At 66.8% G+C, this 25897-nt stretch carries 28 protein-coding genes and 2 tRNA genes; 13 read left to right on the top strand and 17 right to left on the bottom strand.

Annotation, left to right across the window (positions count from 1 at the left end; genetic code table 11):
- Positions 1-32: 32 nt before the first annotated feature.
- From F1640_RS11210 to F1640_RS11185, 6 genes are all read right to left on the bottom strand, one after another.
- Positions 33-230, bottom strand: coding sequence for a hypothetical protein (locus F1640_RS11210; protein WP_194919215.1), 198 nt, complete (start codon positions 228-230; stop codon positions 33-35).
- Positions 231-416: 186 nt separating this feature from the next.
- On the bottom strand, positions 417-1691 hold the full coding sequence (locus F1640_RS11205; RefSeq protein WP_194919213.1) for an integrase: 1275 nt from the start codon (positions 1689-1691) through the stop codon (positions 417-419).
- 206 nt (positions 1692-1897) lie between these two features.
- Entirely contained in the window at positions 1898-2449 is a 552-nt protein-coding gene (gene rpsI / locus F1640_RS11200) for a 30S ribosomal protein S9 (RefSeq protein ID WP_124810455.1), read from the bottom strand.
- Complete coding sequence (rplM, locus tag F1640_RS11195) at positions 2449-2928, bottom strand: 50S ribosomal protein L13 (protein WP_124810456.1); 480 nt, start codon at positions 2926-2928, stop codon at positions 2449-2451. The genes rpsI and rplM overlap by 1 nt, the downstream gene beginning before the upstream one ends.
- 143 nt (positions 2929-3071) lie before the next feature.
- Positions 3072-3425 (bottom strand): divalent cation tolerance protein CutA, encoded by a 354-nt coding sequence (gene cutA / locus F1640_RS11190; RefSeq protein WP_194919211.1) that lies wholly within the window; start codon positions 3423-3425, stop codon positions 3072-3074.
- A 6-nt stretch (positions 3426-3431) separates the two neighbouring features.
- On the bottom strand, positions 3432-4505 hold the full coding sequence (locus tag F1640_RS11185) for a COX15/CtaA family protein (RefSeq protein WP_194919210.1): 1074 nt from the start codon (positions 4503-4505) through the stop codon (positions 3432-3434).
- 107 nt (positions 4506-4612) lie between these two features.
- On the opposite strand from F1640_RS11185, the gene F1640_RS11180 reads away from it, so the two are divergent.
- Positions 4613-4984: a MerC domain-containing protein gene (locus tag F1640_RS11180; protein ID WP_124810459.1), complete on the top strand. Its 372-nt coding sequence runs from the start codon at positions 4613-4615 to the stop codon at positions 4982-4984.
- Positions 4985-5053: 69 nt separating this feature from the next.
- Entirely contained in the window at positions 5054-6073 is a 1020-nt protein-coding gene (gene thiS, locus F1640_RS11175; RefSeq protein WP_194919208.1) for a sulfur carrier protein ThiS, read from the top strand.
- Between the two features lie 34 nt (positions 6074-6107).
- Here the strand turns inward: thiS and F1640_RS11170 are convergent, their stop codons facing one another.
- Positions 6108-7157 carry an aromatic ring-hydroxylating dioxygenase subunit alpha gene (locus F1640_RS11170; protein WP_194919206.1) on the bottom strand — a complete coding sequence of 350 codons (1050 nt, stop codon included), beginning with the start codon at positions 7155-7157 and terminating at the stop codon, positions 6108-6110.
- A 67-nt stretch (positions 7158-7224) separates the two neighbouring features.
- Here F1640_RS11170 and F1640_RS11165 point away from each other — a divergent pair, with 67 nt between their 5' ends.
- Positions 7225-7800 (top strand): TetR family transcriptional regulator, encoded by a 576-nt coding sequence (locus tag F1640_RS11165; protein WP_194919204.1) that lies wholly within the window; start codon positions 7225-7227, stop codon positions 7798-7800.
- A 13-nt stretch (positions 7801-7813) separates the two neighbouring features.
- On the opposite strand, the gene F1640_RS11160 is transcribed toward F1640_RS11165, so the two are convergent.
- Positions 7814-10081, bottom strand: coding sequence for an NADP-dependent malic enzyme (locus tag F1640_RS11160; RefSeq protein ID WP_194919202.1), 2268 nt, complete (start codon positions 10079-10081; stop codon positions 7814-7816).
- 48 nt (positions 10082-10129) lie between these two features.
- Complete coding sequence (locus F1640_RS11155; RefSeq protein ID WP_124810464.1) at positions 10130-11764, bottom strand: hypothetical protein; 1635 nt, start codon at positions 11762-11764, stop codon at positions 10130-10132.
- Positions 11765-11855: 91 nt separating this feature from the next.
- Between F1640_RS11155 and mutS the strand changes: the two genes are divergently transcribed.
- On the top strand, positions 11856-14432 hold the full coding sequence (gene mutS / locus F1640_RS11150; RefSeq protein ID WP_194919201.1) for a DNA mismatch repair protein MutS: 2577 nt from the start codon (positions 11856-11858) through the stop codon (positions 14430-14432).
- Positions 14425-15042: a 5'-methylthioadenosine/S-adenosylhomocysteine nucleosidase gene (locus F1640_RS11145; protein WP_194919198.1), complete on the top strand. Its 618-nt coding sequence runs from the start codon at positions 14425-14427 to the stop codon at positions 15040-15042. The genes mutS and F1640_RS11145 overlap by 8 nt, the downstream gene beginning before the upstream one ends.
- 125 nt (positions 15043-15167) lie before the next feature.
- On the opposite strand, the gene F1640_RS11140 is transcribed toward F1640_RS11145, so the two are convergent.
- A complete protein-coding gene (locus F1640_RS11140) occupies positions 15168-16511 on the bottom strand; it encodes a NupC/NupG family nucleoside CNT transporter (RefSeq protein WP_124810467.1) in 1344 nt (447 codons plus the stop codon).
- 104 nt (positions 16512-16615) lie between these two features.
- Between F1640_RS11140 and F1640_RS11135 the strand changes: the two genes are divergently transcribed.
- The 7 genes from F1640_RS11135 to F1640_RS11105 all read left to right on the top strand — a co-directional run bounded on the left by F1640_RS11135 (position 16616) and on the right by F1640_RS11105 (position 21684).
- Positions 16616-17311, top strand: coding sequence for a queuosine precursor transporter (locus F1640_RS11135; RefSeq protein WP_194919196.1), 696 nt, complete (start codon positions 16616-16618; stop codon positions 17309-17311).
- Between the two features lie 57 nt (positions 17312-17368).
- Entirely contained in the window at positions 17369-18289 is a 921-nt protein-coding gene (gene argB, locus F1640_RS11130; protein WP_124810469.1) for an acetylglutamate kinase, read from the top strand.
- 32 nt (positions 18290-18321) lie between these two features.
- Positions 18322-18861, top strand: coding sequence for a hypothetical protein (locus F1640_RS11125; protein WP_194919194.1), 540 nt, complete (start codon positions 18322-18324; stop codon positions 18859-18861).
- Positions 18862-18942: 81 nt separating this feature from the next.
- Positions 18943-19236 (top strand): YggT family protein, encoded by a 294-nt coding sequence (locus F1640_RS11120; protein WP_124810471.1) that lies wholly within the window; start codon positions 18943-18945, stop codon positions 19234-19236.
- Positions 19237-19277: 41 nt separating this feature from the next.
- A complete protein-coding gene (gene folD / locus F1640_RS11115) occupies positions 19278-20168 on the top strand; it encodes a bifunctional methylenetetrahydrofolate dehydrogenase/methenyltetrahydrofolate cyclohydrolase FolD (protein WP_194919192.1) in 891 nt (296 codons plus the stop codon).
- Between the two features lie 51 nt (positions 20169-20219).
- Positions 20220-21062, top strand: coding sequence for a hypothetical protein (locus tag F1640_RS11110; protein WP_194919190.1), 843 nt, complete (start codon positions 20220-20222; stop codon positions 21060-21062).
- Between the two features lie 7 nt (positions 21063-21069).
- Positions 21070-21684, top strand: coding sequence for a MarC family protein (locus F1640_RS11105; protein WP_124810473.1), 615 nt, complete (start codon positions 21070-21072; stop codon positions 21682-21684).
- Positions 21685-21690: 6 nt separating this feature from the next.
- On the opposite strand, the gene F1640_RS11100 is transcribed toward F1640_RS11105, so the two are convergent.
- Both F1640_RS11100 and trxA read right to left on the bottom strand, forming a co-directional pair.
- Complete coding sequence (locus tag F1640_RS11100; protein WP_194921374.1) at positions 21691-22317, bottom strand: LON peptidase substrate-binding domain-containing protein; 627 nt, start codon at positions 22315-22317, stop codon at positions 21691-21693.
- A 2-nt stretch (positions 22318-22319) separates the two neighbouring features.
- A complete protein-coding gene (gene trxA, locus F1640_RS11095; RefSeq protein ID WP_194919189.1) occupies positions 22320-23228 on the bottom strand; it encodes a thioredoxin in 909 nt (302 codons plus the stop codon).
- A gap of 215 nt (positions 23229-23443) precedes the next feature.
- On the opposite strand from trxA, the gene F1640_RS11090 reads away from it, so the two are divergent.
- Positions 23444-23518: transfer RNA gene (locus F1640_RS11090), tRNA-Gly, on the top strand.
- A 90-nt stretch (positions 23519-23608) separates the two neighbouring features.
- Here the strand turns inward: F1640_RS11090 and arsC are convergent.
- The 5 genes from arsC to F1640_RS11065 form a co-directional block, all read right to left on the bottom strand.
- Positions 23609-24013, bottom strand: a complete 405-nt coding sequence (gene arsC / locus F1640_RS11085) for an arsenate reductase (glutaredoxin) (protein ID WP_125954393.1) — start codon at positions 24011-24013, stop codon at positions 23609-23611.
- Positions 24010-24675, bottom strand: coding sequence for an MIP/aquaporin family protein (locus tag F1640_RS11080; protein WP_194919187.1), 666 nt, complete (start codon positions 24673-24675; stop codon positions 24010-24012). Before F1640_RS11080 ends, arsC begins: the two co-directional genes overlap by 4 nt.
- Positions 24672-25010 carry a helix-turn-helix transcriptional regulator gene (locus tag F1640_RS11075; protein ID WP_124810504.1) on the bottom strand — a complete coding sequence of 113 codons (339 nt, stop codon included), beginning with the start codon at positions 25008-25010 and terminating at the stop codon, positions 24672-24674. The genes F1640_RS11080 and F1640_RS11075 overlap by 4 nt, the downstream gene beginning before the upstream one ends.
- On the bottom strand, positions 25010-25447 hold the full coding sequence (locus F1640_RS11070) for an ArsI/CadI family heavy metal resistance metalloenzyme (protein ID WP_194919185.1): 438 nt from the start codon (positions 25445-25447) through the stop codon (positions 25010-25012). Before F1640_RS11070 ends, F1640_RS11075 begins: the two co-directional genes overlap by 1 nt.
- 334 nt (positions 25448-25781) lie before the next feature.
- Positions 25782-25868 (bottom strand) — tRNA-Leu (locus tag F1640_RS11065).
- Between the last annotated feature and the right edge of the window lie 29 nt (positions 25869-25897).

The following is a 25897-nucleotide window of genomic DNA, read 5'->3' as shown; positions in this document are numbered from 1 at the left end:
CAATGCCATGTAGGGCGGGCCGCGTGTCCGCCCTACCGCTTGCTCACTATTAGTGAGGTGAGCAGATCGCCGATGCCAATGCGGTGGCCGTTGCGATCATAGGTGGCATTCACCAGCGGATCATACCAGCCGACAGGCGATCCCGTTGCCACAAATCCCTTTACCAATCGCCCCGTTTGCTGCCGCCATCCCAGCAGCTTGCCTGCGCTGTCCCGCAAATCTTGCCTCATTTTCAGCCTCCAATCCGAGGCCGTCGATCAAGCAGCACCTTTGTGTCGCGTCGATCTGCGATAGGGACTTATGCCCCACGACTAGTGGGACTGCCCTGTCAGAGCTTCTGAGCACTGACGGCTCATTGCATGCTGCCAAATTGCTTGGAGGGGGCAAATTGCCTTCGTCGAGCTGGAAAACGCAATTCAAGCAGCGTCCGACTTTGCCTGTGCAGCAATCGCCTGTTCCACGAGGGCGTCCCAATCCAGATTGTTTGCTTGCGCTTCCTTATGCAGCCAAGCCGTTGCCCGCACGATCTCAGATGCAGAGTAGCCGTCAAGCTTGGTAATTGCGTCTGCGCGTTCCTGCGGCACTACATGGCTGTAATGCTTGCGGATTTGCTCATAAGACGTGCCCATATTCAGGGCCAAATCCTCATAGGTGACGCCAGCGAGGAGCCGTTCCGTGGCATAGGTGTGACGGAAGCTGTAGATGGTGCGGTTCTCGCCATCTGGCCCTTTGAGCAACCCAATGTCATCGAGCAATTTACGCAAGCTGACATGAGGTTCCCAGCCTTCTGGCCAAACGAAATCATCATCTGCACCACGAGGAGGCAGATAGTTATAGATGTCTGGCTGGCTGATGACGGTGCGGGTGCCCGTTTTTGTGTCAGCCGCGACGGTGATTTCTGCACGAGAGCCATTGCCGTGAGGCTTCACGCCCTTCCACTTCAAGGTTTCCATCTCACGGCGGCGAAGGCCCGTCAGATAGTAGCACCAGATGAGGCGGCGAAGCAGGGCGCGTTGCGTGTTGTGCAGGCGGTGGCGACCGTCATGTTGCCAACCCTCCATATGCGCAGCCAAATCCAGCCATTCATGTGGCGTGAAGCCGTAGCGCCGTTGACGGTCTGGGTCGGTTTTCACCGTATGTGCCTTCAATTTGCCCAAGGGGCGCATAAGACTTTCACGGGCCGCCCATGTCAGCGATTGAACGAACAGGCCAAATTCGATTTGCAGGGTTTTCTTGGACGGCCTGACCGCGCAATTTTTCGGGCGATCATCGCGTTTCAGCCAAAAGTCGCGACGCCAATCCACGTATCCTTCCGCCACTAGTGTGGTGATTTGATCGAGGTTGCGATTGCCCATGTAGGGCTTGAGATAGAGGCGGCCTGTGCTCTCGTGCAGGCGGTAGCGGTGTTCAGAGAGCCGCTTTTTCGCGTAGGGCAACCACTTGCTGTCCCAGAAATCTGTGAATTTGATCGTGCGAAGCGGCAGGTCTTGGTCAACGCGGACGAGCAGTTTGCGGTAAAGCTCTTTGGCCTTGTATTCTGCCACGGTGCGGTCCGTGGTTTCCAGCGACTTCATGGTGCGCTTGCCATGGCCAAGCTGGAAGTTAGCATACCAGAGGCCGCTGATGACGTCATCCCGCTGGAAGACTGTAACTTTGCCGGCCTCAAGCTTTAAAGCATTGATTCTCTTCATTTATGTGCGCTCCAGACCTGTTGCACGTTCCGTGCGATCTGTTGCACCATCTGTTGCAGTCAAAAATTGAAGTCGAGTTAAGAGCCGCAGAAAAGCGCGGTTTCAAATCCCCTGTCGCAGATCTGTTGCACATGAAAAAAGCGGGGCTTCCCCCGCTTTTCTCTTGATATTGCTGGCCTTTTTGCAAGGCCAAAGCAAGGCTCGCGTCAGCGCTTCGAGAACTGGAAGCTGCGGCGAGCCTTGGCCCGGCCGTACTTCTTGCGCTCGACCACGCGGCTGTCGCGGGTGAGGAAGCCGGCGGCCTTGACGGCGCCACGCAGCGCCGGCTCGAACTTCGACAGCGCCTGGGCTATGCCGTGCTTCACCGCACCGGCCTGACCCGAGAGACCGCCGCCCTTGACCGTAGCGATGATATCGTACTGGCCTTCGCGACCAGCGACCTGGAAGGGCTGGTTGATGACGAGGCGCAGCGTCGGGCGGGCGAAGTAGACTTCCTGATCGCGGCCGTTGACCACGATCTTGCCCGAACCGGGCTTCAGCCACACGCGGGCCACGGCGTCCTTGCGGCGGCCGGTGGCGTAGGAACGGCCATAGGCGTCCACTTCGCGATCGCGCAGCGGCGCGGGCGGAGCGGCGGGAACGACCGGAGCGGCATCATCCGAAGCTGCCGGAGCCTCTGCGGCCGGAGCGGCAGCGGTCAGGTTCTTGAGATCCGCCAGGCTCGAAACGGAATCGGTGGAGTTGGGGGTATCCGACATTATGCGCCCACCTTGTTCTTGCGGTTGAGCGAAGCGACATCGAACGCTTCGGGCTGGTTGCCGCCGTGCGGATGCTCGGTACCGGCATAGAGGTGGAGCGCGCGCATCTGGTCACGGCCGAGCGGGCCGCGCGGGATCATGCGTTCAACCGCCTTTTCGAGCACGCGCTCGGGGAAGCGGCCGCCCAGCACCTTGTCGGCGGTGACCGCCTTGATGCCGCCGGCATAGCCGGTGTGCTTGTAATAGGTCTTCGCCTTGAGCTTGTTGCCCGTGAGGCGCACCTTGTCCGCGTTGATGACGACGACGTGATCGCCGCAATCGACGTGCGGGGTGAAGCTCGGCTTGTGCTTGCCGCGCAGGATGTTGGCGATGATGACGGCGAGACGGCCAAGCACCAACCCATCGGCATCGATCAGATGCCACTTCTTTTCAACCTCGGCCGGCTTAATCGACCGGGTGACCTTGCTGAGAGCCTTCATGGCTGGAACGGTTCCCTAATCTGTGCACCGCACGCAGACAAAAGGCCCGCATCGCAGTGAGGAAGCGCGCCTTTGTTGCAAGAGCCCTGCCGAGTCAAGCATTCGTGCGGGTTTTCGAGGAGGTAAAATAATACCTTTCCGCTTCAACCCTGCTCTTGCGCGGTGTTTTGAGCGTTTTTACCGGTCTCCGCGACCAGCCAGGCGAGCGTGGCCGGTGCCGCCGCATCGGCGCGCCAACCGACGATCGCGGGGCAATCGTAAGGATGGATTTCCGCCAGTTTCGCCACGGCAGCTTCAAGCGCGGCAGCGGTCGTCTTGCCCAGCATCGCCACTTCCTCGCCAGCGCCGCGCTCGCCCTGCCAGGTATAAAGCGAGATCATGCCAGGCAGAATGTTGGCGCAGGCGATCAGCCCGGCATCGAGCAGCGCACCGGCGGCCGCTTCCGCGTCGGCGCGGCTGGCGAACGGGCACCAGATCATCGCCGCGCCGTCCGCCATCGCGAATCAGCGCTTCTGGCCGAGCGCGTGCGCGCCCCACGTCGTCGCGGCTACCAGCAGTGCGCCGACCAGCTGGTGCGCCACCGCGATCCAGACCGCCACACCGCTCATCACCGTGGCGATGCCGAGCAGGATCTGCGTGCCGAAAGCGCTGTGGATGGCGATCGCGGCGGGCCGCGCCTGTGCCTTGCGCAGCTTGCGCCCCATCACCACCAGCACCGCCACCACCGCCCAGGCCCACCAGCGGTGGACGAAATGGACGAGGAACGGATCGGACAGGAAGGCATGCGCCCCGCCATGCGACCAGTCGATGCCCGCGGGAAAGAAACTGCCCTGCATCAGCGGCCAGGCGTCCCAGTTGAACCAGCCGCCGCCTGCGGCCGTGCCCGCGCGCAGGCCCGCGAGCAGCGCGCCGTAGAACAGTTGCAGCACCAGCATCGCCAGCGCCAGCCCTGAAAAGCCAGTCAGCCGCGAGCGCGCCCGGCCCCGCGCCAGCGCGCGCAGGTCCAGCGCGGTCCATACGAGGCCGGCCAGCGTCACCAGCGCCACCAGGAGATGCGCGGCCAGGCGGAAGTGGCTGACCTTGACGTCGTGGACGATGCCGGACTTCACCATCCACCAGCCCACCGCGCCCTGCAGCCCGCCCAGCGCCAGCAGCGCCAGCAGGCGCGGCTTGTAGCCTGCCGGAATGCGCCCCTTCACCCAGAACCACGCCAGCGGCAGCGCGAAGACCATGCCGATCGTGCGTGCCAGCAGGCGGTGGACCCATTCCCAGAAGAAGATGAACTTGTAGTCCGCCAGCGTCATGCCCGCCGGGCCGTTGACCAGCAGATATTGCGGCGTCTGGCGATAGGCGTCGAACTCGGCCTGCCACTGCGCATCGGTCAACGGCGGCAGGGCGCCGGTTACCGGCTTCCATTCGGTGATCGAGACCCCCGATTCGGTCAGCCGGGTGATCCCGCCGACCACCACGATCATCGCCACCATCGCCGCCACGATCAACAGCCAGCGGGCAATGGCCAGCGGCGCGGCGCGTACTTCGCGCGGGGCAGCGAACGGAGAGGGGATCGCGGATTCCATGGGCCTCAGCCTGTCCCACCGACATCGCTCCAGCGCAAGCGGGAATCCCGCACCGGAAACGTGATGCCCTCTTGTGCAATGATACAATGTAACATATATGCGCTGTCATGAATCACGCGCTGCAGGCCCTGCGTTCCCGGCTCGACCGGTTCGGCGTGCTCCTTTCGGGGCTGTGCCTGCTGCATTGCCTGGCTGGCGTATTCCTGGTTGGCCTGCTGGGCGTGGGCGGCGGCGTGCTGCTCGACCCGGCGATCCACCGCATCGGGCTGGTGCTGGCGCTGACGGTCGGCGCCACCACGATCGGCCTTGGCGCGCTGCGGCACGGCCATGTCCTGCCGCTGGCCGTGGGCGGAACCGGCCTGGCGCTGATGGCGGCGGCGGTCGTGACCGGGCACGGCACGCAGGAAGCGGTGCTGACCATCGGCGGCGTGGTGCTGGTGGCGACGGCGCACCTCATCAACATGCGGCGCGGCTGCTGAGCGGCTACTGCTGTTCCTGCCCCTGAGCGCACGCTTGCGCGCCGCGCCCCGCACGCTAAAGCGGCGGGCATGGATGCCAGCCCTTCCCCCGCTTCGCTTTCTATCACCGTCAATGGTGAACCGCACCGCGCCGCGCCGGGTTCGATCGCCGATCTGGTGCGTGCAATCGGGCTCGATCCGGCCAAGGTCGCGGTCGAGCGCAACGGCGAGATCGCGCCGCGTTCGACCCTGGCCGATGTCGCGCTGGCGGATGGCGACGTGCTGGAAATCGTCCACTTCGTGGGCGGCGGGCAAGAGGAAGGAACACAGGCCGTGAACGACGACGACAGCTGGACCGTGGCAGGCCGCACCTTCCGCTCGCGCCTGATCGTGGGCACTGGCAAGTACAAGGACTTCGCGCAGAACGCCGCCGCGGTCGCCGCCTCGGGCGCGGAGATCGTCACCGTCGCCGTCCGCCGCGTGAACATTTCCGATCCCAAGGCGCCGATGCTGACGGACTTCATCGATCCCAAGACGATCACCTACCTGCCCAATACCGCCGGCTGCTTCACCGCCGAGGACGCGATCCGCACGCTGCGCCTGGCGCGCGAGGCGGGCGGCTGGGATCTGGTGAAGCTGGAAGTGCTGGGCGAAGCAAAGACGCTCTATCCCGACATGCGCGAAACGCTGCGCGCGACGGAAATCCTGGCCAACGAAGGCTTCCTGCCGATGGTCTATTGTTCGGACGATCCAATCGCGGCGAAGCAGCTGGAAAGCGCCGGCGCGGTGGCGGTGATGCCGCTGGGCGCGCCGATCGGTTCGGGCCTTGGCATCCAGAACCGGGTGATGATCCGCCTGATCGTGGAAGGCGCCAGCGTGCCCGTGCTGGTCGATGCCGGCGTGGGCACCGCATCGGACGCGGCGGTGGCGATGGAGCTAGGCTGCGACGGCGTGCTGATGAACACCGCGATCGCCGAAGCGAAGGACCCGGTGCGCATGGCGCGGGCGATGAAGCTGGCCACCGAGGCCGGCCGCGAAGCCTATCGCGCCGGGCGGATGGGCACCCGCAAATACGCCGATCCCTCCAGCCCGCTCGCCGGCCTGATCTAGGGCCAGGAGCCTCTAACGACCCCGGGTCCGGAGCCTAGGCGGCGGCGGAAACGGCCTCGCGTTCGTCGCGCGCCAGCCGTTCGACCAGGCGGTTGTACAGCACCACGCCCTTGTCGAACGTCACCGGCAGGACCGGGCGGGCGGGATCGCGGTCGATCACCTTATGCTGCGCCTCGATCATGGTCTTGTCCTCGGCGAAGGCCATGGCCGCCACCCCCATCAGCCGGTCGCGCAGCGCTTCATCGCCATGATCGCGGTGCGGCCCCCAGCTGAAGAAATAGCGGCTGGTGCGGTCGGTCAGCGCGGTCACGGCCTGGCTGGTGAAGGTGACCCCGGTCCTGGGCAGATCGGGCGGCGGCGGCGCATCGCGCAGCCGGTCGGCGGTTCCGGCGGGATAGCTGGCGCTGGGCATCAGCAGGATGCCCGGCACGTGGTATTCGTAGCAACTCCACAGATCGACCGGCTCCAGGCCACCGTTGATCGTGCTGCGGTTCTGCCCGCGCACCCAGCGTTCGAATCGCACCCCGCGCGGAAGCTGGGTGACCTTGGGCCGGGTGCGCGCCCATTCCTCGTCCGCGCCGAAGCTGTTGGCGTGAACGAAGGCCAGATGCGTGAAATCGCACAGGTTGTCGTGGATCAGCCGGGCCTGCGCATCATAGTCGAGCTGGCCCCGGCCGAGAATGTAGTCCGGATCGTCGAACCCTACGGCCGGCGGGATCAGCGCCGGATCGGCCCGCGCGGGATCGCCCAGCCAGACCCAGATCCAGCTGTGCCGATCGACCGCGGGATAGCTGCGCACGCGCGCCGTGGCGGGGATCGTATCCTGCCCGGGGATCTCGCTGCACCGGCCGTCCGCCTCGAACCTCAGGCCGTGGTACAGGCAGCGCAGCGCCTCGCCCTCGCACCGGCCCAGCGACAGCGGCGCCAGCCGGTGAACGCAGCGGTCCTCCAGCGCCACGATGCGCCCGCTCTCGGCGCGGAAGATCACCACGGGGTCGTTGGCCATGGTGATCGCGAAGGGCCTGCCCGCTTCCAGGTCCATCGACCAGCAGGCCACGTGCCAGGCGTTGCGCACATGAATCATCGGGCTTCTCTCCCAAAAACCGATGGCCCGAGTTTACTTAACGTCGTTAAATTGTCAAACGGGAACGATGGCCCGTCACCGCGACATTGCACTCGATCGCTCCGGCATCGTTGCCGCCGCCTTTGCCCTGCTCGACGAAGCGGGGCTGGATGGCGTGACGATGCGGGCGCTGGCGGCGCGGCTGTCGGTGCAGGCGCCGGCGCTGTACTGGCACGTGCGCGACAAGGCCGCGCTGGGCGGGCTGATGGCCGAAGCGCTCTACGCCGAAGCGCGCGCCGGCCTGCACGACGGCCTCGACGCGCGCGCATGGCTGCTGGCACTGGGCCGGGGGCTATGCCGCAGCCTGGCGCGCCATCGCGATTCCGCCCGGTTGCTGGCTTCGGCGCGACCGCTCGCGCAGGCCAGCGACGAAACGGCCGCGGGCATGGCCGCGCCGCTGGTGCAGCGCGGGTTCAGCCGCGAACAGGCGCTGGAAGCGCAAGCCGCCGTCCTGTCGCTGTCGCTGGGCTGGTCGATCTATCGCGAAAACGCCGCGATGCACGCGTTCCTGACCGGAATGTTCGATCTGGAGGAAAGTTTCGAGCGCGGCCTGCGGGTGCTGGTGGACGGCCTCGTTGCCGAGGCCGTCCCCGCTTCGTCCTGATCCCGCCCCGGCGCTATTGCGCCACGCCCGCCGCCGCGAGCACGGCCAGCGTGAGGATGTCCGGCGCGATCGCGGTCATCGGCGCGATCTGCACCGGCTTTTCCATGCCCAGCAGCATCGGGCCGATCACCGCGTTACCCGCCAGTTCGCGCAGCAGCTTGGCCGAGATGTTGGCCGATTGCAGCCCCGGCATGATGAGCACGTTGGCCGGCCCCGACAGGCGGCTGAACGGGTAGTTCGCCATGACCTTGGGGTTGAGCGCGGCGTCGGGCGCCACTTCGCCTTCGTATTCGAAGCCGGGGTTCGCCTCGTCCAGGATCGAAACCGCTCCACGGATCGGCTCCACCCAGCGCCCCATCGGGTTGCCGAACGTGGAGAACGACAGGAACGCCACGCGCGGTTCGTGGCCCATGCGGCGGGCGACGTCCGCCGTTTCGACGGCGATATGGGCCAGGTCTTCGGCGCTCGGCCGCTCGTTGACGGTCGTATCGGCCAGGAACACGGTGTAGTTCTTGGCCACCATCAGGTGAATGCCGAAGGGCACCTTGCCCGGCGCGGGATCGAGCACCTGCCGCACTTCCTTCAGGGTCTGCGAGAAGGTGCGCGTCATGCCGGTGATCAGCGCATCGGCATGGCCAAGCTTGACCAGCGCCGAGGCGAAGACGTTGCGGTCCTGGTTGACCATGCGGCGCACGTCGCGCTCCAGGAAGCCCCGCCGCTGCAGCCGTTCGTAGAGCATCTCCACCATCGCCGGCACGTGCGGGCTGATCGCCGAATTGTGGATCTCGTAGCTGTCCGGATTGCCGATGCCGAGTTCGACGAGCTTTTCGCGCACCACCTGGTCGCGGCCCACCAGCACCGGTTCGCCATACCCGAAATCGCGGAACTGCACGGCGGCGCGCAGCACCACCTCGTTCTCCGCCTCGGCGAAGACCACCCGCTTGGGGTTGCGCTTCACCTGCGCATAAACGTTGGTCAGTACCGAGGTCGTCGGGTTGAGCCGTGCCTTCAGATCGTGGCGATAGACGTCGAAATCCTCGATCGGCTTCATCGCCACGCCCGAATCCATCGCCGCCTTCGCCACCGCGGAGGAGACCACTTCCATCAGGCGCGGATCGAACGGCGCGGGGATGATGTAGTCATGCCCGAACTGCATCGACTGCCCTCCATAGGCGGCGGCGACTTCCTCCGGCACCGGCCGGCGGGCCAGCTCCGCGATCGCTTCCGCGGCGGCGATCTTCATCTCCTCGTTGATCGCGGTCGCCCGAACGTCCAGCGCGCCGCGGAAGATGAAGGGGAAGCCCAGCACATTGTTGACCTGGTTCGGATAGTCCGAACGGCCCGTGGCGATGATGCAGTCCGGCCGGGCCGCCTTAGCTTCGGGCGGAGTGATTTCCGGATCGGGGTTGGCCATCGCGAAAATGATCGGCTGCGGGGCCATGGCCTTGACGTATTCCGGCTTCAGCGCACCGGCGGCCGACAGGCCCAGGAAGATGTCCGCGCCCACCAGCGCCTCTTCCAGCGTGCGCGCCGGCGTATCGACCGCGTGCGCGCTTTTCCACTGGTCCATGCCATCGGACCGGCCGCGCCAGATCGTGCCCGAACGGTCGCACATGATGACGTTGTCGTGGCGCACGCCCATCGCCTTGATCAGCGCGGTGCAGGCGATCGCCGCCGCGCCCGCGCCGTTGACCACGACATTCACGTCCTTGAGATCGCGCCCGGTCAGGTGGCAGGCGTTGACGAGGCCGGCGGCGGTGATGATCGCGGTGCCGTGCTGGTCATCGTGCATCACCGGAATCTTCAGGCGTTCGCGCAGCGCCTGTTCGATGATGAAGCATTCGGGCGCCTTGATGTCTTCGAGGTTGATGCCGCCGAAGCTGGGTTCGAGCAGCGCCACCGCGTTGATGAAGGCTTCCGGGTCTTCGGTGGCGACTTCGATGTCGATCGAATCGACGTCGGCGAAGCGCTTGAACAGCACCGCCTTGCCTTCCATCACCGGCTTCGAGGCGAGCGCGCCCAGATTGCCGAGGCCCAGGATGGCGGTGCCGTTGGAGATCACCGCAACGAGATTGCCCTTGGCGGTATAGTCATAGGCCGTCGCGGGATCGTCCGCGATGGCGCGCACGGGAACGGCCACGCCAGGCGAATAGGCAAGGCTCAGATCGCGCTGCGTCGCCATGGGCTTGCTGGCGATGATCTCGATTTTGCCGGGCCTGATCGTGTTGTGGTAGAACAACGCCTCGCGTTCGGTGAAACGGACGTTGCTTTCCTCTGACATGCAAATGCTCCCACGCTGGGTGGACCGGACAGGGCCGGCCGGGCGGTGTCAGAAGTCCCTAGGCTTCCAGTTCGGAAAACCCAAGGGTCTGACGGCAAAAAGCAGACTGCGCCCATCCTGCCATACCAGCTGGAGGCGCGGATCGGGGCGGCGCGGCAGGCCGGTATCGATCAGCCAGACATAGTCCACCCGCTCGATCGGCGCGTACTTGAGCGCGGAATCCACGCTGCGCAGGCGGCCGCTCTGGCAATTGGGCGACCACACGAATTCGGATGGATCGGCGGTGAAGTTGCGGCCGGGGCGGAAGCGGGGCACCACCATGTGCAGCCCCGGCACCGCCCAGTTGTCGTTGACCCACGCCTGCCGGTAGAGGCTGGCAAGACTGGCCAGGTGATCGCGCCGCGTGCTGCGCCAGCTTTCCTCGATGCAGGTATGTTCGACGAAAGCCAGCACGCGGCTGCCGGGCTGCACGTGATGCAGCGCGGCAAGCTGGCGCTTGTAGTCCTGCGCGTAGTCCGCGAAGCTGGCCCCGGTGACCACCAGGCGCACGCCCAGCAGCGCCATACCGATATAGGCCACGGCGCGGGCATAGGAAGGCTTCGCCCGGCTCCAGTCCTGCAACGCCAGCAGCAGCATCGCCGCCACCGGCAGCAGGCGGATATCCACGAAGGCGCTGCCGTTGATATCGCTGGGAATGGCCACGAACAGCAGCAGCACCAGCAGGCCGGGCAAGCCCTGCCGCCAGCTCCACCGCGCGCCGGCCAGCCAGCCGCACAGGATCAGCCCGAAGCAGGCGATCGTCGTCGCCGCGTCGAGCACCAGCGACTGGTCGCGCAGCGTCAGCACGAACGACCATGCCTTCTGGTCCCAGCGCCAGCGGTTCATGCTGGCGACCGGTTCGGGCGAGAACGTCTTCCACAGTACCACCACCAGCACCGTGGTCAGCAGCGGCCAGCAGGTGACGAACAGGCGCTTGGCGATCGCCTTCCAGTCCAGCTCGCGCGCCAGCGGGCGCCAGCGCGAAGGCCGCCAGCTTCCGGCGGGGAGCCGGTCGATCTCGCGCCCCAGCGCCGCGCCGCCGACCAGCAACGCCAGTAGCACGCCGCCGATGGCATGGCACAGCATGGCGACCGGCTGCGCCACGATCAGCATTGCGGCGCGCTTCTTCGGCTGGTTTTCGAGCCAGACCGAGGCGGCGAAAGCCGACAGCGAAAGACCGGTGGCAAGGATGTAGTTGAGGAAACCTGTCAGCAGCGGAAAGCTGAACACGAACATCAGCGCCCAGGCGGTGGCATGACCACCGCGCGGATTGAGCACGCGCGCCGTGGCAAGGCCGCCGCCGGCGAACAGGCCGGTCGCCAGCACCGTGCTCCACCACCCGGCGGCCAGAATGCCGAACTGCGCGCCCAGCAGCTTCATCAGCACACCGCCGCCGATATTCAGCGTGAACACCCATTTCCAGGTGAAGTAGCGTTCCAGCGGATTGCCGGGGCCGGCGGCCTCGATCGCGGCTGCGCCCATGTGGCCCGGCACGTCGATCAGCGGCGGCACTTCCACCAGCGCGAACGGCAGGCACACCAACAGGACCGTGAGCACGATGCCCGGCGCGGAGAGCCACGGGAGCGCCGCGGCATGCCAATCGAACGACCAGGCCTTGGGACGGCCTCTTTGCTGGCTTTGCATGAGCCCCTGTCGATATCCGGCTTCGATGGTTTGTGAAAACCCCGCGCTTCGTCTAGCCACTCGCGCCGTGACGCCAAATGCCCCAACTCCGATGATGGCGCAATATCTAGCGCTTAAACAGCAGGCGGGAGACTGCCTGCTGTTCTACCGGATGGGCGATTTCTTCGAGCTTTTTTTCGACGACGCGAAAATCGCCGCGCAAGTGCTGGACATCGCGCTGACCAGCCGGGGCGAACACGGCGGCGCGCCGATCCCGATGTGCGGGGTGCCCGTGCATTCGGCCGAATCGTACCTGGCCCGGCTGATCAAGGCGGGTTGCCGCGTCGCCATCGCCGAGCAGGTGGAAACGCCCGAGGAAGCGAAGAAGCGCGGCGGATCGAAGGCGCTGGTCGCGCGCGATATCGTCCGCTTCGTCACCGCTGGCACGCTGACCGAGGAAGCGCTGCTGGAACCGCGCCGCGCCAACGTGCTGGCGGCGGTGTGCGAGGTGCGCGGGCTGATCGGCATTGCCGCCTGCGACATCTCCACCGGCCGCATGGAGCTGGAGGAATGCGAGCCGGCGGCGATGGGTGCGGCGCTGGCCCGGCTGGGCGCGAGCGAGATCGTCGCCAGCGAGGACTGGGCCGATGCCCCGTTCGACGCGGTGCGGCGGCCGGGGCGCGGCTTTGACAGCAACGCCGGCGAGGCACGGCTCAAGGATCTGCACGGCGTGTCCACGCTCGATGGCTTCGGTGCGTTCACCCGGCCGATGCTGGCGGCGGCAAACGGGCTGGTCGATTACCTCGACCACGTCGGGCGCGGCCGCCTGCCGCTGCTGCTGCCTCCCGTGGCGCGCACGGCGGGCGGGCACATGGCGATGGACGAGGCGACGCGCGCCAGCCTGGAAATCCTCGTGTCCACCGGCGGCACGCGCAAGGGCAGCCTGTTCGAGGCGATCGACCGCTGCGTGACCGGCGCGGGCGCGCGCCTGCTGGCCGAGGACCTTTCCGCGCCGCTGACCGACGCGCCGGCAATCCGCGCGCGGCTGGAACTGGTAAGCTGGCTGCACGACGATCCGCTGCTGCGCGGGGACTTGCGCGCGATCCTGAAGGCCGCGCCCGACATCGGCCGTGCGCTGGGCCGGGTCGTCGCCGGGCGGGGCAGCCCGCGCGATCTGGGGCAGCTGCGCGATGGCCTGTCCGAAGCCTGGCGGCTGCGCGAGGTGCTGGGCGCGCGCGCGCAGAGGCCGGCGCTGGCCGAGGCGCTGCTGCCGGCGCTGGGCGGGCACGGCGCGCTGATCGATCTCTATGTCCGCGCGCTGGTGCCCGCGCCGCCGACCGAACGCGCGCAGGGCGGGTTCATCGCCGAAGGCTATGATGCCGCGCTCGACGAACTGCGCCGGGCCGCAGGCAATTCGCGCCGCGCCATCGCCGCCCTGGAAGCAAAATACCGCGACGAGACCGGCGTTTCCGCGCTGAAGATCCGCCACAACGGCGTGCTCGGCTATTTCATCGAAGTCCCCGCGCGCCACGCCGACAAGCTGATGCTGCCCGACAGCGGCTTCACCCACCGCCAGACGATGGCCGGCGCGGTGCGTTTCAACGCGCTGGCACTGCACGAGGAGGCAAGCCGCATCGCCGAGGCGGGCGGGCATGCGCTGGCGGCCGAGGAAGCGCATTTCGAGGAGCTGGTCGTCGCCGCCGTCAGCGCGCGCGAAGGCATCGCCGCCACCGCCGCCGCGCTGGCCCGGATCGACGTCGCGTGCGGGCAGGCCGAACGCGCGGCCGAAGGCGGCTGGGCGCTGCCGCATGTGGTGGCGGAGCCGGTGCTGGACATCGCCGGCGGACGGCATCCGGTAGTGGAGGCGGCGCTCGCGGCCAAGGGCGAACGCTTCGTCGCCAACGGTTGCCGGCTCGCGCCCGAGGACCGGCTGTGGCTGGTCGGCGGCCCCAACATGGGCGGCAAGTCCACCTTCCTGCGCCAGAACGCGCTGATCGTGCTGCTGGCGCAGGCGGGCGGGTTCGTGCCCGCCGAGGCCGCGACGATCGGCATGGTCGACCGGCTGTTCAGCCGCGTCGGCGCATCGGACAACCTTGCGCGCGGGCGATCGACCTTCATGGTCGAGATGGTCGAGACCGCCGCCATTCTCGCGCAGGCCAGCGAGCGCAGCTTCGTCATCCTTGACGAAGTGGGACGCGGCACCTCGACGTACGACGGCCTCGCGCTTGCCTGGGCGGTGGTGGAGGCGGTGCACGGGGTAAACCGCTGCCGCTGCCTGTTCGCCACGCATTACCACGAACTCGCGCGGCTGGCCGAAAGCTGCGACGCGCTGTCGCTCCATCACGTGCGCGCGCGCGAATGGAAGGGCGATCTGGTGCTGCTGCACGAGCTGGCCGAAGGACCGGCGGACAAGAGCTATGGCCTGGCCGTGGCCCGGCTCGCCGGGGTGCCCGCGCCGGTGGTGCAGCGGGCGAAGGCCGTGCTCGACAAGCTGGAGAAAGGCCGCGCCTCCACCGGGGGCCTCGCCGCCGGGCTGGACGACCTGCCGCTGTTCGCCGCCGCGATCGAGGCGGTGGAGGAAAAGGTCGATGCCTTGCGCGCCCGGCTCAACGGCCTCGACATCGACGCGCTGTCCCCGCGCGAGGCGCTGGACCTGCTCTACGAACTGAAGGCACAGGCGAATGGTTGAGCTTACCACGGTCGGCTCCCGGCGCGTGCTGTTCGTGATAGCGGCGGAACCGGAATACGGCCCGCACTTGCGCGCCCGGTTCACGCCGCTGATCACCGGCATCGGCCCGGTAGAGGCCGCGCTGCACACCGGCGTGGCGCTGGCCCGGCTGGAAGCGGCGGGGCAGTTGCCGGACCTGATCGTCTGCCTCGGCTCGGCCGGATCGCGCCGCTGCGCGCTGGGCTCGGTCCACCAGATCGCCAGCGTCTCGTGGCGCGACATGGATGCCTCGCCGCTCGGCATCGAGCCCGGCGTGGTGCCCTATCTCGACGAGCCGAAAGAGCTTCCATTGGAAACCCCGCTGGACCTGCCTGTCGCCACGCTGTCTAGCGGGGGCGACGTGGTCAGCGGCGACCACTGGGACCGCGTCTCGGCCGACATGGTCGACATGGAAACCTACGCCGTCGCCCGCGCCGCGCGCACCTTCGGCGTGCCGCTGATCGGCCTGCGCGGCGTCAGCGACGGCCCCGGCGAACTGGCCGGCGCACACGACTGGCACAAGCTGCTCGGCTACCTCGACGGCGAGCTGGCCAAGGCGGTGGACCTGCTGCACGAACTGCAGGGCGCGTAGCCGCCCGAGGTCCCAGCTTTCGCTGGGACGACGAGGATAAAAATAGAAACGTCATGCCAGCGCACGCTGGCATCTCAGGCCACATCTCAAACCACCGGGGGCATCTCAGCCCCCCTCGTGAAACCTCACAACGACAGGAACAATCCCGCCAGCGCCGCGCTCATCAGGTTGCTCAGCGCGCCGGCCAGCAGCGCGCGAATGCCGAGTTTGGCGATCATCGGGCGCTGGTTGGGGGCAAGGCCGCCGGTCACCGCCATCTGGATCGCGATCGAGCTGAAATTGGCGAAGCCGCACAGCGCGAACGTGACCAACGCGACGCTGACCTTGGACAAGCCGGTGTCCTGCCCCAGTTCGATGAAGGCGACGAATTCGTTGAGCACGATCTTGGTGCCGAACAGGCCGCCCGCCTGCATCGCTTCCGCCCAGGTGGGGGAGCCGAGCAGGTAGAACATAGGCGCGAAGATCGTGCCGAGGATCTGCTGGAACGAGAGGTCGGGATAGCCAGCCAGCCCGCCCAGCCAGCCGAGGATGCCGTTGGCGAGCGCCACCAGCGCAACGAAGGCCAGCACCATCGCGCCCACCGCCACGGCCAGCTTGACCCCGGTCTGCGCGCCCTGGCTGGCCGCCATGATGAGGTTGGCGGGGCGTTCCTCGTGTTCTTCCGCCACCGGTTCGCCGCTGGCGGCGACGCCGGGCTGGCTGGTCACGTCATCGCGGTTCAGCGCGGCCGCGGCCATGCCGGCGGGCGGCACCAGTGTGGGCGGATCGTGCGGGTTGGGCAGCGGATCGGCCGCGACGTCGGCCGGCGTCGGCGGCTCGTCGGGCATCATCGTCTTGGCCATGAGGATACCGCCGGGCGCCGACATGAAGGCGGCGGCGACCAGATAGTCGATGCGGATACCCATGCTGGCATAGGCGGCCAGGATCGTGCCCGCCACGCCGGCCATGCCCACGGTCATCACACAGAACAGCTGCGACGGATTGAGCGCGGCGAGATAGGGGCGGATCACCAGCGGCGCCTCGCTTTGCCCGACGAAGATGTTGGACGCGGCGCACAGTGATTCGACCTTGCTGATGCCGGTGATCTTTTCCAGCCCGCCACCGATCCAGCGGATCACCAGCTGCATCACGCCAAGGTAGTAGAGGATCGAGATCAGCGCGGCGAAGAAGATGATCACCGGCAGCGCCGAAATGGCGAAGCTGGTCCCGCCGATCTCGGGCTTGGCGAGCGGGCCGAACAGGAACGTCACGCCCGCCTTGGCAAAGCCGAGCAGGCGCTCCACGCCGTGCGCGGCGGCCTGCAGCGCGGCGTTGCCCCACGGCAGGTAGAGCACCAGCGCGGCGAAACCGGCCTGCAGGGCAAAGGCTGCGCCCACCACGCGCGGGCGGATCGCGCGGCGGTTGGTGGAAAGCAGGAAGGCGACCAGCAGGATGATCCCCATCCCGACGAGGCTCAAGACAACGCGCATCGGGGGCTATCGGCTCCGGACGATGAAGGAGGGAAAGACGAACTGGTTTCTCCCGCTCCTAAACGGGATTTGGCGGCCGGTCAAAATCCCGCTATCGCCCGTCCATGCAAGAAACCGCCCCGCACCGGGCCGCACCGGCGCCACATCCCCCGATCCCCTCTTCGATCCCCCGCTCCCTGTTCGCGTTCGCGCTGCTCTATGGCGGGCTGGCCGTGCTGGCGGGCGTGCTGGGCACCAAGCTCGCCTCGCTGGGCCACTGGCCGCTGCTGGGCGATCTGGCGGTCGAATCCGGAATCTTCGCGTTCCTGCTGCTGGTGATCCTGGCCAGCGCCGTGGCCGAGCTGTTCGGGCAGGACATGGCGAACCGGCTGGTGCGCTTCGGTTTCGTGCCGCTGATCGTGTCGATGGTGCTGCTTTCGCTGGTCATCCATGTGGTGCCGCCCGCGCCGTTCTGGTCGGATCAGGAGGCTTTTGCCCGCCTGCTGGGGCAAGGCGCGCGGATGCAGTTCGCCGGGCTGATTTCCTACGGCACCTCGCAGACGCTCAACGTCTATCTGTTCTCGCGCATTGCCGGCGGTCAGGGGCGGCTGTTGATGCTGCGCGCGTGGATCGCCAGCATGCTGTCGCAGATCGTCGATACGGTGCTGTTCATCACGATCTCGTTCTACGGGCAGGACCTGCCGATCGGCGCGATCATGGAAGGGCAGATCATCTCCAAGCTGGTGCTGTCGACGATCATGGTGCCGCCGGGCGTCTGGCTGTTCGTACGGCTGGGGCGCTGGCTGGACGCGCCACGCTGACCCGCGCGCACGAAAACGCTTTAATTTCGCGCCAAGGGGCGTAAGGGCGCGGCCATTATGGCCACGAACCACGAAATCTCCGATTCCTATCGCGCTGCGATGCTCGCCAAGGCGGAAACGCTGACCGAGGCGCTGCCCTATCTCCAGCGCTATGCCGGCAAGACCTTCGTGGTGAAGTATGGCGGGCACGCCATGGGCGATCCCGAACTGGCCCACGATTTCGCCGAGGACATCGTGCTGCTGAAGGCGGTGGGCATCAATCCCGTGGTGGTCCACGGCGGCGGACCGCAGATCGGCCGGATGCTGAAGGCGCTGGGCATCGAATCGCAGTTCGTCAACGGCCTGCGCGTCACCGACAAGCAGACCGCCGAAGTGGCCGAAATGGTCCTGGCCGGCGCGATCAACAAGGAACTGGTCGGCTGGATCGCCCGCGCGGGCGGCAAGGCCATCGGCATTTCGGGCAAGGATGGCGGCATGGTCGTGGCCCGCAAGGTCCAGTCCAAGGCGCCCAAGGCGATCGAGGACGACGGTGAGCCGCTGGTGGTCGACCTGGGCTTCGTGGGCGAGCCGGACCGGATCGACACCACGGTGATCGACACCATCTGCGCCGCCGGCATGATCCCGGTGATCGCGCCCATCGGCGTGGGCGAGGACGGCGCGACCTACAACATCAACGCCGACACCATGGCCGGCTGCATCGCCGCGGCGCTGGGGGCATCGCGCCTGTTCCTGCTGACCGACGTGCCCGGCGTGCTGGACAAGCAGAAGAACCTGCTGACCGACCTGACGCCCGCCGACATCGCGGAACTGGCGCAGGACGGCACGATCAGCGGCGGCATGATCCCCAAGCTGGAAACCTGCGTCCACGCGGTCGAGGCCGGATGCGAGGCGGTGGTCGTGCTCGACGGGCGCGTGCCGCACGCGATGCTGCTGGAAATCTTCACCTCGCGCGGCGCCGGCACGCTGATCCGGGCGTGACCGGGCGAAAGCCGGGAACGGAACCGGCGGTCGTGCGTCCCTTTTCCATGGTGCGCTCTCGCATAGTCCCCTCCCTCGCCCTGCTGCTGGCCGCCTGTGGTGGCACGCCGCCCGCGCCCGAACCGAGCGACACGGACAGCGATGCCATCGCCGAGCTGGCATCGGAAGCGGTGCCGGCCCCCTCGCCGACACCCACCGCCGAGATCACCGAACGCGGCGTGCCATCGGCCTCGCGTGATCCCGCCGAGGTGCTGACGGCCTGGGGCAAGGCCGTGGAAATGCGCGACTGGGAGACCGTCCGCGCCTATTGGGGCGACAAGGGCGCGCGCAGCGGGTTGAACGAGCGCGCCTTCGCCGCGAAATGGAGCACCCTGCTCGACCCGCGCGTGACCGTGGGCCAGGGCGAAAGCGAAGGCGCGGCCGGTTCGCTCTACTACACCGCCCCGGTCACCGTGCGCGATGGCGCGCGGGTGCTGAAAGGCGATGTCGTGCTGCGCCGCGTGAACGACGTGCCGGGCGCGACAGAAGAGCAGCTGCGCTGGCATATCGAGAGCACCACGCTGACTCCGTAGGGGTCCGCCACAGGCTCCGGTTGCCTTTCCGCCCGTCTCTCGGCTAACAGCCGTATCGACCGTCGGAAGAAGAAAGCGCCCATGTTCCTGTACACGCTCGTCGCCATGATCAGCTACCTCGTGCAGATCATCACCGTGGTGGTGATCGTACAGTTCGTGCTGGGCCTGTTGATTTCGTTCAACGTCGTCAACATGCACAACAATGGCGTCGCCGCGATCTGGCGGGCGCTGAACGCCATTCTCGATCCGCTGCTCAACCCCATCCGCCGGATCATGCCCGAAACCGGATCGATCGACCTGTCGCCGATGGCGCTGATCATCGGCCTCAACCTGCTGATGATCCTGCTGAGCGGCCTTGCCGCATCGGGATATTGACCTCCCGCCACCGGACGGAATGGCTTGAAGGAATTGCAGAGATGACTGCTGCCGTGATCGACGGAAAGGCCTTTGCCGCGAACCTGCGGGGCGAAGTGGGCAAGCTGGCCGCCGCGTTCGAGCAACAGGCCGGCCGCAAGGCGGGCCTTGCCGTGGTGCTGGTGGGCGAAGACCCGGCGAGCCAGGTCTATGTCCGCTCCAAGGGCAAATCGACGCTCGAGGCCGGCATGGCGAGCTTCGAGCACAAGCTGCCCGCCGATACCGCCGAGGCGGACCTGCTGGCGGTGGTGGAACGGCTCAACGCCGATCCAGCCGTCGACGGCATTCTCGTCCAGCTTCCCCTGCCCGGCCATATCGACGAGCAGAAGGTGATCGCCACGATCAACCCGGACAAGGACGTGGACGGCTTCCACGTCACCAACGCCGGGCGCCTCGCGGTGGGGCAGCCGGGCTTCGTGCCCTGCACCCCGCTGGGCTGCCTGATGCTGCTCAAGGACCGGCTCGGCGATCTTTCCGGGCTGGATGCCGTGGTCATCGGCCGTTCGAACATCGTCGGCAAGCCGATGGCGCAACTGCTGATCGCCGAAAGCTGCACCGTCACCGTCGCGCACAGCCGCACGCGCAATCTGCCGGACGTGGTGAAGCGGGCGGACATCGTCGTCGCCGCCGTCGGCCGCCCGGAGATGGTCAAGGGCGAATGGATCAAGCCCGGCGCGACCGTGATCGACGTGGGCATCAACCGCGTGGCCGGGGCCGAGGGCAAGACCCGGCTGGTGGGCGACGTGGACTATGCCGGCGCAGCCGAAGTGGCCGGCGCGATCACTCCGGTTCCGGGCGGCGTCGGCCCGATGACGATCGCGGTGCTGCTGCGCAACGCGCTGGTCGCCGCCTATCGCAACGCCGGCATTCCGCTGGCGGACGGCACGATCTGATTTCTCCACCACGGGTTTGACCGGGCGCGGCTTTGCTTTAGGTTCAAGGGCATGTCGCGTCCCGTTCGTGCCGCCCTGGCCCTTGCCCTGTCGTTCTCGCTGCTGTCCGCGTCGGCGCTTGCCCAGCGCCCGGGGCGTGGTGGCATGCCGGGCGGCGGACTCACCCCGGCCGGGAACCCCAGCGCGCTGATCGCCGCCGAAATCGCCTTTGCCCGGCTGGCGCGCGAAAAGGGCCAGTGGACCGCATTTCGCGATACCGCCGCCGACGATGCGGAAATGTTCACGCCCCGGCGCGTGGTGGCGAAGGACTGGCTCAAGGGCCGCAAGGACCCGGCGCAGGCGGTGCAGTGGGAAACGCACCGCGCCTACGCCAGTTGCGACGGCAGCTTCGGCGTGACCTATGGCGGCTGGACCGGCGGCGCGGACGCCGGCTGGTTCAGCACGGTCTGGCAGCGGCAGAAGAAGAAGGGCGCGTTGAAGTGGGTGCTCGATCAGGGCGAGTCGCTGGCCCGGCCGCTCGCCGCGCCCGACTGGATCGAGGGCAAGGTCGCCGATTGCCCCGCGCGCCGGACGCATTTCGTGGCGCCAGGGGGGCCACCGCCACCTGGCGCGGCCGACCGGCCCGCGACGAAGGACCTGCCCGTCCAGCGCCCGCTCGCCGGGCCGCTGCCAGCGCTGGCCGCGCCCGCCGGATCGGACAGCAAGGACGGCCAGTCCGACGATGGAACGCTGGCCTGGCGCAGCACCGTGCTGCCCGATGGCGCGCGCGAATTCACGGTGTGGATGTGGAAGGACGGCAACATGGCCCAGGTGCTGCACGAAACCGCAGCCGCTCCCGCGGCCCCTGCCACGACACCCGCCACGACACCCGCCACCGCTCCGGGACAAGGATAAGCGCGCGATGTGGGAACTGTTCGTCTCCGCCTTCGTCACGCTGTTCGTGGTGATCGATCCGCCCGGCTGCGCGCCGATCTATGCCGGGCTTACCGCCGGGGCCAGCCCCGCACAGGCGCGCAACATGGCGATCCGGGCCACGCTGATCGCCACCGGCATCCTGCTGGTCTTCGCGCTGTTCGGGGAAAAGCTGCTGTCGGGCCTGCACATCGAGCTGGCCAGCTTCCGCATCGCCGGCGGCATCATGCTGTTCGTGATCGCGCTCGACATGGTGTTCGAAAAGCGCACCGAACGGCGCGAACAGCGCGCGGAAAAGGTCCGCCATACCGAGGTGGACGACGTCTCCGTCTTCCCCATGGCCATGCCAATGATCGCCGGGCCGGGCTCGATCGCCACGGTCATGCTGCTGACCAGCCGCGCGCAGGGCAACGAACAGACCATGGTCGTGCTGGGCGCGCTGGCCTGCGTGATGGTGCTGATCCTCGCCGCGCTGCTGGCCGCCGGCCCGCTGATGCGGTTGGTGGGCCAGCAGGCCGAAGCGGTGGTTACGCGCCTGCTGGGCGTGCTGCTCGCGGCGCTGGCCGCGCAATACGTGATCGACGGGATCAAGGCGCAGTTCTGAGCGCGTTTACTGCAGCGTCACCTGGTTGTCGTCGCTGTCGCGCCGGCCGAAGAATTGCAGCAACTGCACCAGCAGTTCGCAGCGCGTGGCGAGATCGGGCGCTTCCAGCAGCGCCTGCTTGGCGGCGATATCGAACGGCACGATCTGCGATACGCCGTTGATCAGCGCCATGTCGTCCAGCCGCGTCACCGATTCCCAGTCCACGGCATAGCCCTGCGCATCGGCGAAGATACGCGCCTCGCGCTCGAACGAGGCACGCTCGACCGCGCTCAGCACCGCATCGGGATCGTCCTCGATCAGTTCGGCCTCGACCTGCCGGAACGGCGTGGTCACATCCAGTTCGCGCAGCACGCGGAAGCGCGAAAGGCCCTGCAGCACGATGTTGTAGCGGCCGTCCTCCAGCGCTTCGACCTCGCCGATCTTGCCGACGCAGCCCACGCTGAACAGCGGCGCGCCTTCGGCCGGGGCCTGCGGCTGAATTATCGCGATGCGCCGGTCGCGCGCCAGCGCATCGGAGACCAGCGCGCGATAGCGCGGCTCGAAGATGTGCAACGGCAGCTGCAGCCCCGGAAACAGCGTGGCGCCGGGGAGCGGGAAGATCGAAAGCCGCGTGGTGTCGATCGTTCCGCCCATGGTCAGCCGAACAGCACGGTCGACAGCTTGCGCCGCGTCGCCGCGACCCACGGGTCTTCCAGCCCGATCGCCTCGAAGATCTGGAGCAGGCGGGCACGCGCCGCGCCTTCGCTCCACTCACGATCGGCGGCGATCATGCGCAGCAGCGTGGCGGCGGCGCTATCGCGATCGCCACCGGCATAGAGCGCGTTGGCATAGGCGAGCTGCGCGGCCATGTCCGCCGGATCGGCCTCCGCCGCGGCGCGCAGCCCGGCCAGTTCGCCGGCCTCGGGCGCGTCCTCCGCCAGCGCCAGCGCCGAGCGGGCCTGCGCCAGCGCCGGATCGTCCGCCAGCCCGGGATCGAGCGCGGCCAGCACCTCGGCGGCTTCCTCCTTGCGGCCGGCCAGCAGCAGCGCGCGGATAAACCCCGCGTGCGCGGGCACGCTGTCGGGCGCGATCTCGATGATCTGGGCGAAGATGTCCGCCGCGCGATCGCCGTCACCGCCGGCCAGCACCTCTTCGCCCATGTCGAGCAGCGGGGTGATGTCCTGCGCCGGCTCGTCACCGGCCTGCACCGGCACCTTGGCGAGAATCTGGTCGAGGTACTGCTTGAGCTGCGATTCGGTGCGCGCGCCGGTCAGGTCGGCTACGGGCTGGCCCTGGAACATCGCATAGACGGTGGGGATCGAGCGCACCTGGAACTGCGCGGCGATGAACTGTTCCTCGTCCACGTTGACCTTGGCGAGCACCACGCCCTTGTCCGCGTATTCGGCGGCGACCTTTTCCAGCACCGGCGTCAGCTGCTTGCACGGGCCGCACCATTCCGCCCAGAAATCAAGGATGACCAGCTTGGTCATCGACGGTTCGACCACGTCCTTGCGGAACCGGTCCACCGCCTTCTGTTCTTCCAGGTTCAGGCCAAGGCTTGCCAATGTCGATCTCCGATGCGCGCGTACAATGCGTTACGTCCGCCCACCATGTGGGAATGCGGCGCCGTTCGGCAAGGGGTTTGTCCCCTTTCCACAGGCCATCGGCGGGCGCGCGGCGAGAAAGTGCATTTTTGGTGTTGCGGCTCTCCCGAGTCGATGCTAACGGCGCGCCTCACCCCGGCCGGAAGGGGATTTTTCCTCCGGTCCGAAACGCACGAGCGGGCGTAGCTCAGGGGTAGAGCACAACCTTGCCAAGGTTGGGGTCGAGGGTTCGAATCCCTTCGCCCGCTCCAGTTTTCCGACACAAAATCGATATCTTAACCGCATTATGCGGCATCGTTGTCGTGCGACCCGGTTCCAAAGCAAGGACCGGCAAAGGACGTTCAGCGGACGACTTCCCCGTCTTCCTTGGTGAAGCTGGCGGGTCTGCTTTCCAGCAATTCCAACACGACTTCGGACGGGCGGCATAACTTCGTGCCTTTCGGCGTGACGACAATTGGCCGGTTCACAAGGATGGGATGCGCGACCATCGCTTCGATGATTGATTCGTCGGATGCGCCGTCCAGCAAGCCCAGTTCGGCGGCTGGCGTTCCCTTCTCGCGCATGACGTCGCGGGGCGTTGCGTCCATCGCTGCGAACAGCCCTTGAAGCTGCGAATGAGTCCAGCCGACGACGCGATATTCGACGACCGTCGGGGCGTATCCGGCGGCTTCGATCATCGCCAGCGCATTACGCGACGTGCCGCAATCGGGGTTGTGGTAGATCGTGACGGGGAAAGCGTCGGTCATCTCGATGTTTCCTCTTTGAACAGCCAGCCGAAGAACGCGACCGCTGCGACCGTGCCCACAAGCTGCGATACGATGAACAGCGGGGCCGATGCGGGCGCGATCCCGGCGAAGGTGTTGGATAGGGCGCGCGCGACCGTGACCGCCGGGTTGGCGAACGCCGTGGACGCGGTGAACCAATAGGCGGCGGTGATGTAGAGGCCGACCGCAACCGGCGTGAAGGCAGGCCGCGAACGTTCGGTGCCAAGTATGGTCCCGATCAGGCCGAAGGTCGCGATGAACTCTGAAAAGCCCTGTGAAGGTCCGTCGCGAAACTTGGTCGAAATCTGCAAGAGCGGTTCGGCGAACATCATGTGGGCAACCCAAACGCCGATGATCGAGCCGACGAATTGCGCCGCAATGTGGACCGCCGCCGTCGGCAAAGGCAGTTCGCGGCGAAGAACGGCCATTATCGTGACGGCGGGGTTGAAGTGCGCGCCGGACACTTGGTTGAATATGTGGATCAACACGACCAAGGCCGCGCCGGTCGCAATGGTGTTGCCCAGCAGCGCAATGGCGACATTTCCGCCAGCGAGGCTTTCGCCCATGATGCCGGACCCGACGACGTCGGACAGCAACAGGGCCGTGCCGACGCATTCAGCGGCGAAGCGTCGGGCGTGGTTCACTTGTCGCAGCAGCTTTGCGCCACTTCAGCGAGGGGCGCGCATATCTCCGGTCGCCCGGCGCAGCAGTCGGACACAAGAAAGCCTAGCAGGCCGCGCATTCCGTCGTAATCGGCGGAGTAGATGACGGAACGACCTTCGCGGCGCGATTGGATCAATCCGGCGTGGCCAAGGATGGTCAAATGCGTGGACAGCGTGTTGGGCAACACGCCAACTTCGCGCGCGATTTCGCCGGCTGGCAGGCCGTCCGCCCCCGCCCGCACCAACAGCCGGAAAACGCCCAAGCGGTGCCCGTGAGCGAGCGCGGACAGGGCATCGACAGCTTCGGGCAGCAGCATCAGCAGCAAGCCGCCTTGGGCGCGCAGCAGGCGCTATCCGCCAGATCGGGCAACACTTCGTCTTCGCCGTAGGACGTAGCTTCGCCGTGCGTGAAGAACGTTTCCCAGCGAACGCCCGCCGTATCCGTCACCCAAGACTTATCCGAATTGGCGTAGCAACACGTCGTCGCCTCTTGATCGAACGTCGTATTGCCCGCCGCCTTCAAGCGCGTAGCGAGCGCGGCCAATTCGTCGGGGGCGTCAACCTGAATGCCCACATGATCTATGCCGGTTTCATGGGCGCGCGACGATACGGCGAAATTGACGCGCGGGTCGTCCAGCATCCATTTCGCATAGTCGTCCTTCACGACGACCGGCGATGCGTCGAACAGCGTCGTATAGAATGCGACGGCCTGTTCGATGTTGGGCACGCTAACGTGCATGTGCAAACGCTTCATGCCAACCTCTCCGCTTCGTTCGATATTTCGACTATCGCCGAAATATCGATTGGGCAAGCGGATTTCGCTCCGGTCCTGTGCCGGTCCTTTCCTCTATCCCTGCGGCAAACGGCGTGACAAAATATCTAATTGAAAATACGTCGCTAATTCCGACGTTCTACGGCCAGGCCATCACCTTCGACGCGTTGCGGCATGGGCTTTGACAGGGAGCGGCCAGGGTATTTGAGCGCCGACGCCGTAGGCAGGTAACAAGCGGTGCTGCGCAGACCGGCAAGACAGACGCCAACAGCCTCCCCAAAGGGGAACCGCCTTCACTCACGATTTTCAGGATGACTGGTGCGGTCGAGAAGACTCGAACTTCCACGGGTTTTCACCCACAACGACCTCAACGTTGCGCGTCTACCAATTCCGCCACGACCGCAAAATCAACGGAACCGGTCCTCTGCGAGG

The organism is Novosphingobium sp. NBM11 (assembly GCF_015390225.1).
GTDB lineage: Bacteria > Pseudomonadota > Alphaproteobacteria > Sphingomonadales > Sphingomonadaceae > Novosphingobium.
The sequence above is the reverse complement of the archived record's forward strand: the minus strand, read 5'-3'. Positions and strand labels throughout refer to the sequence as shown.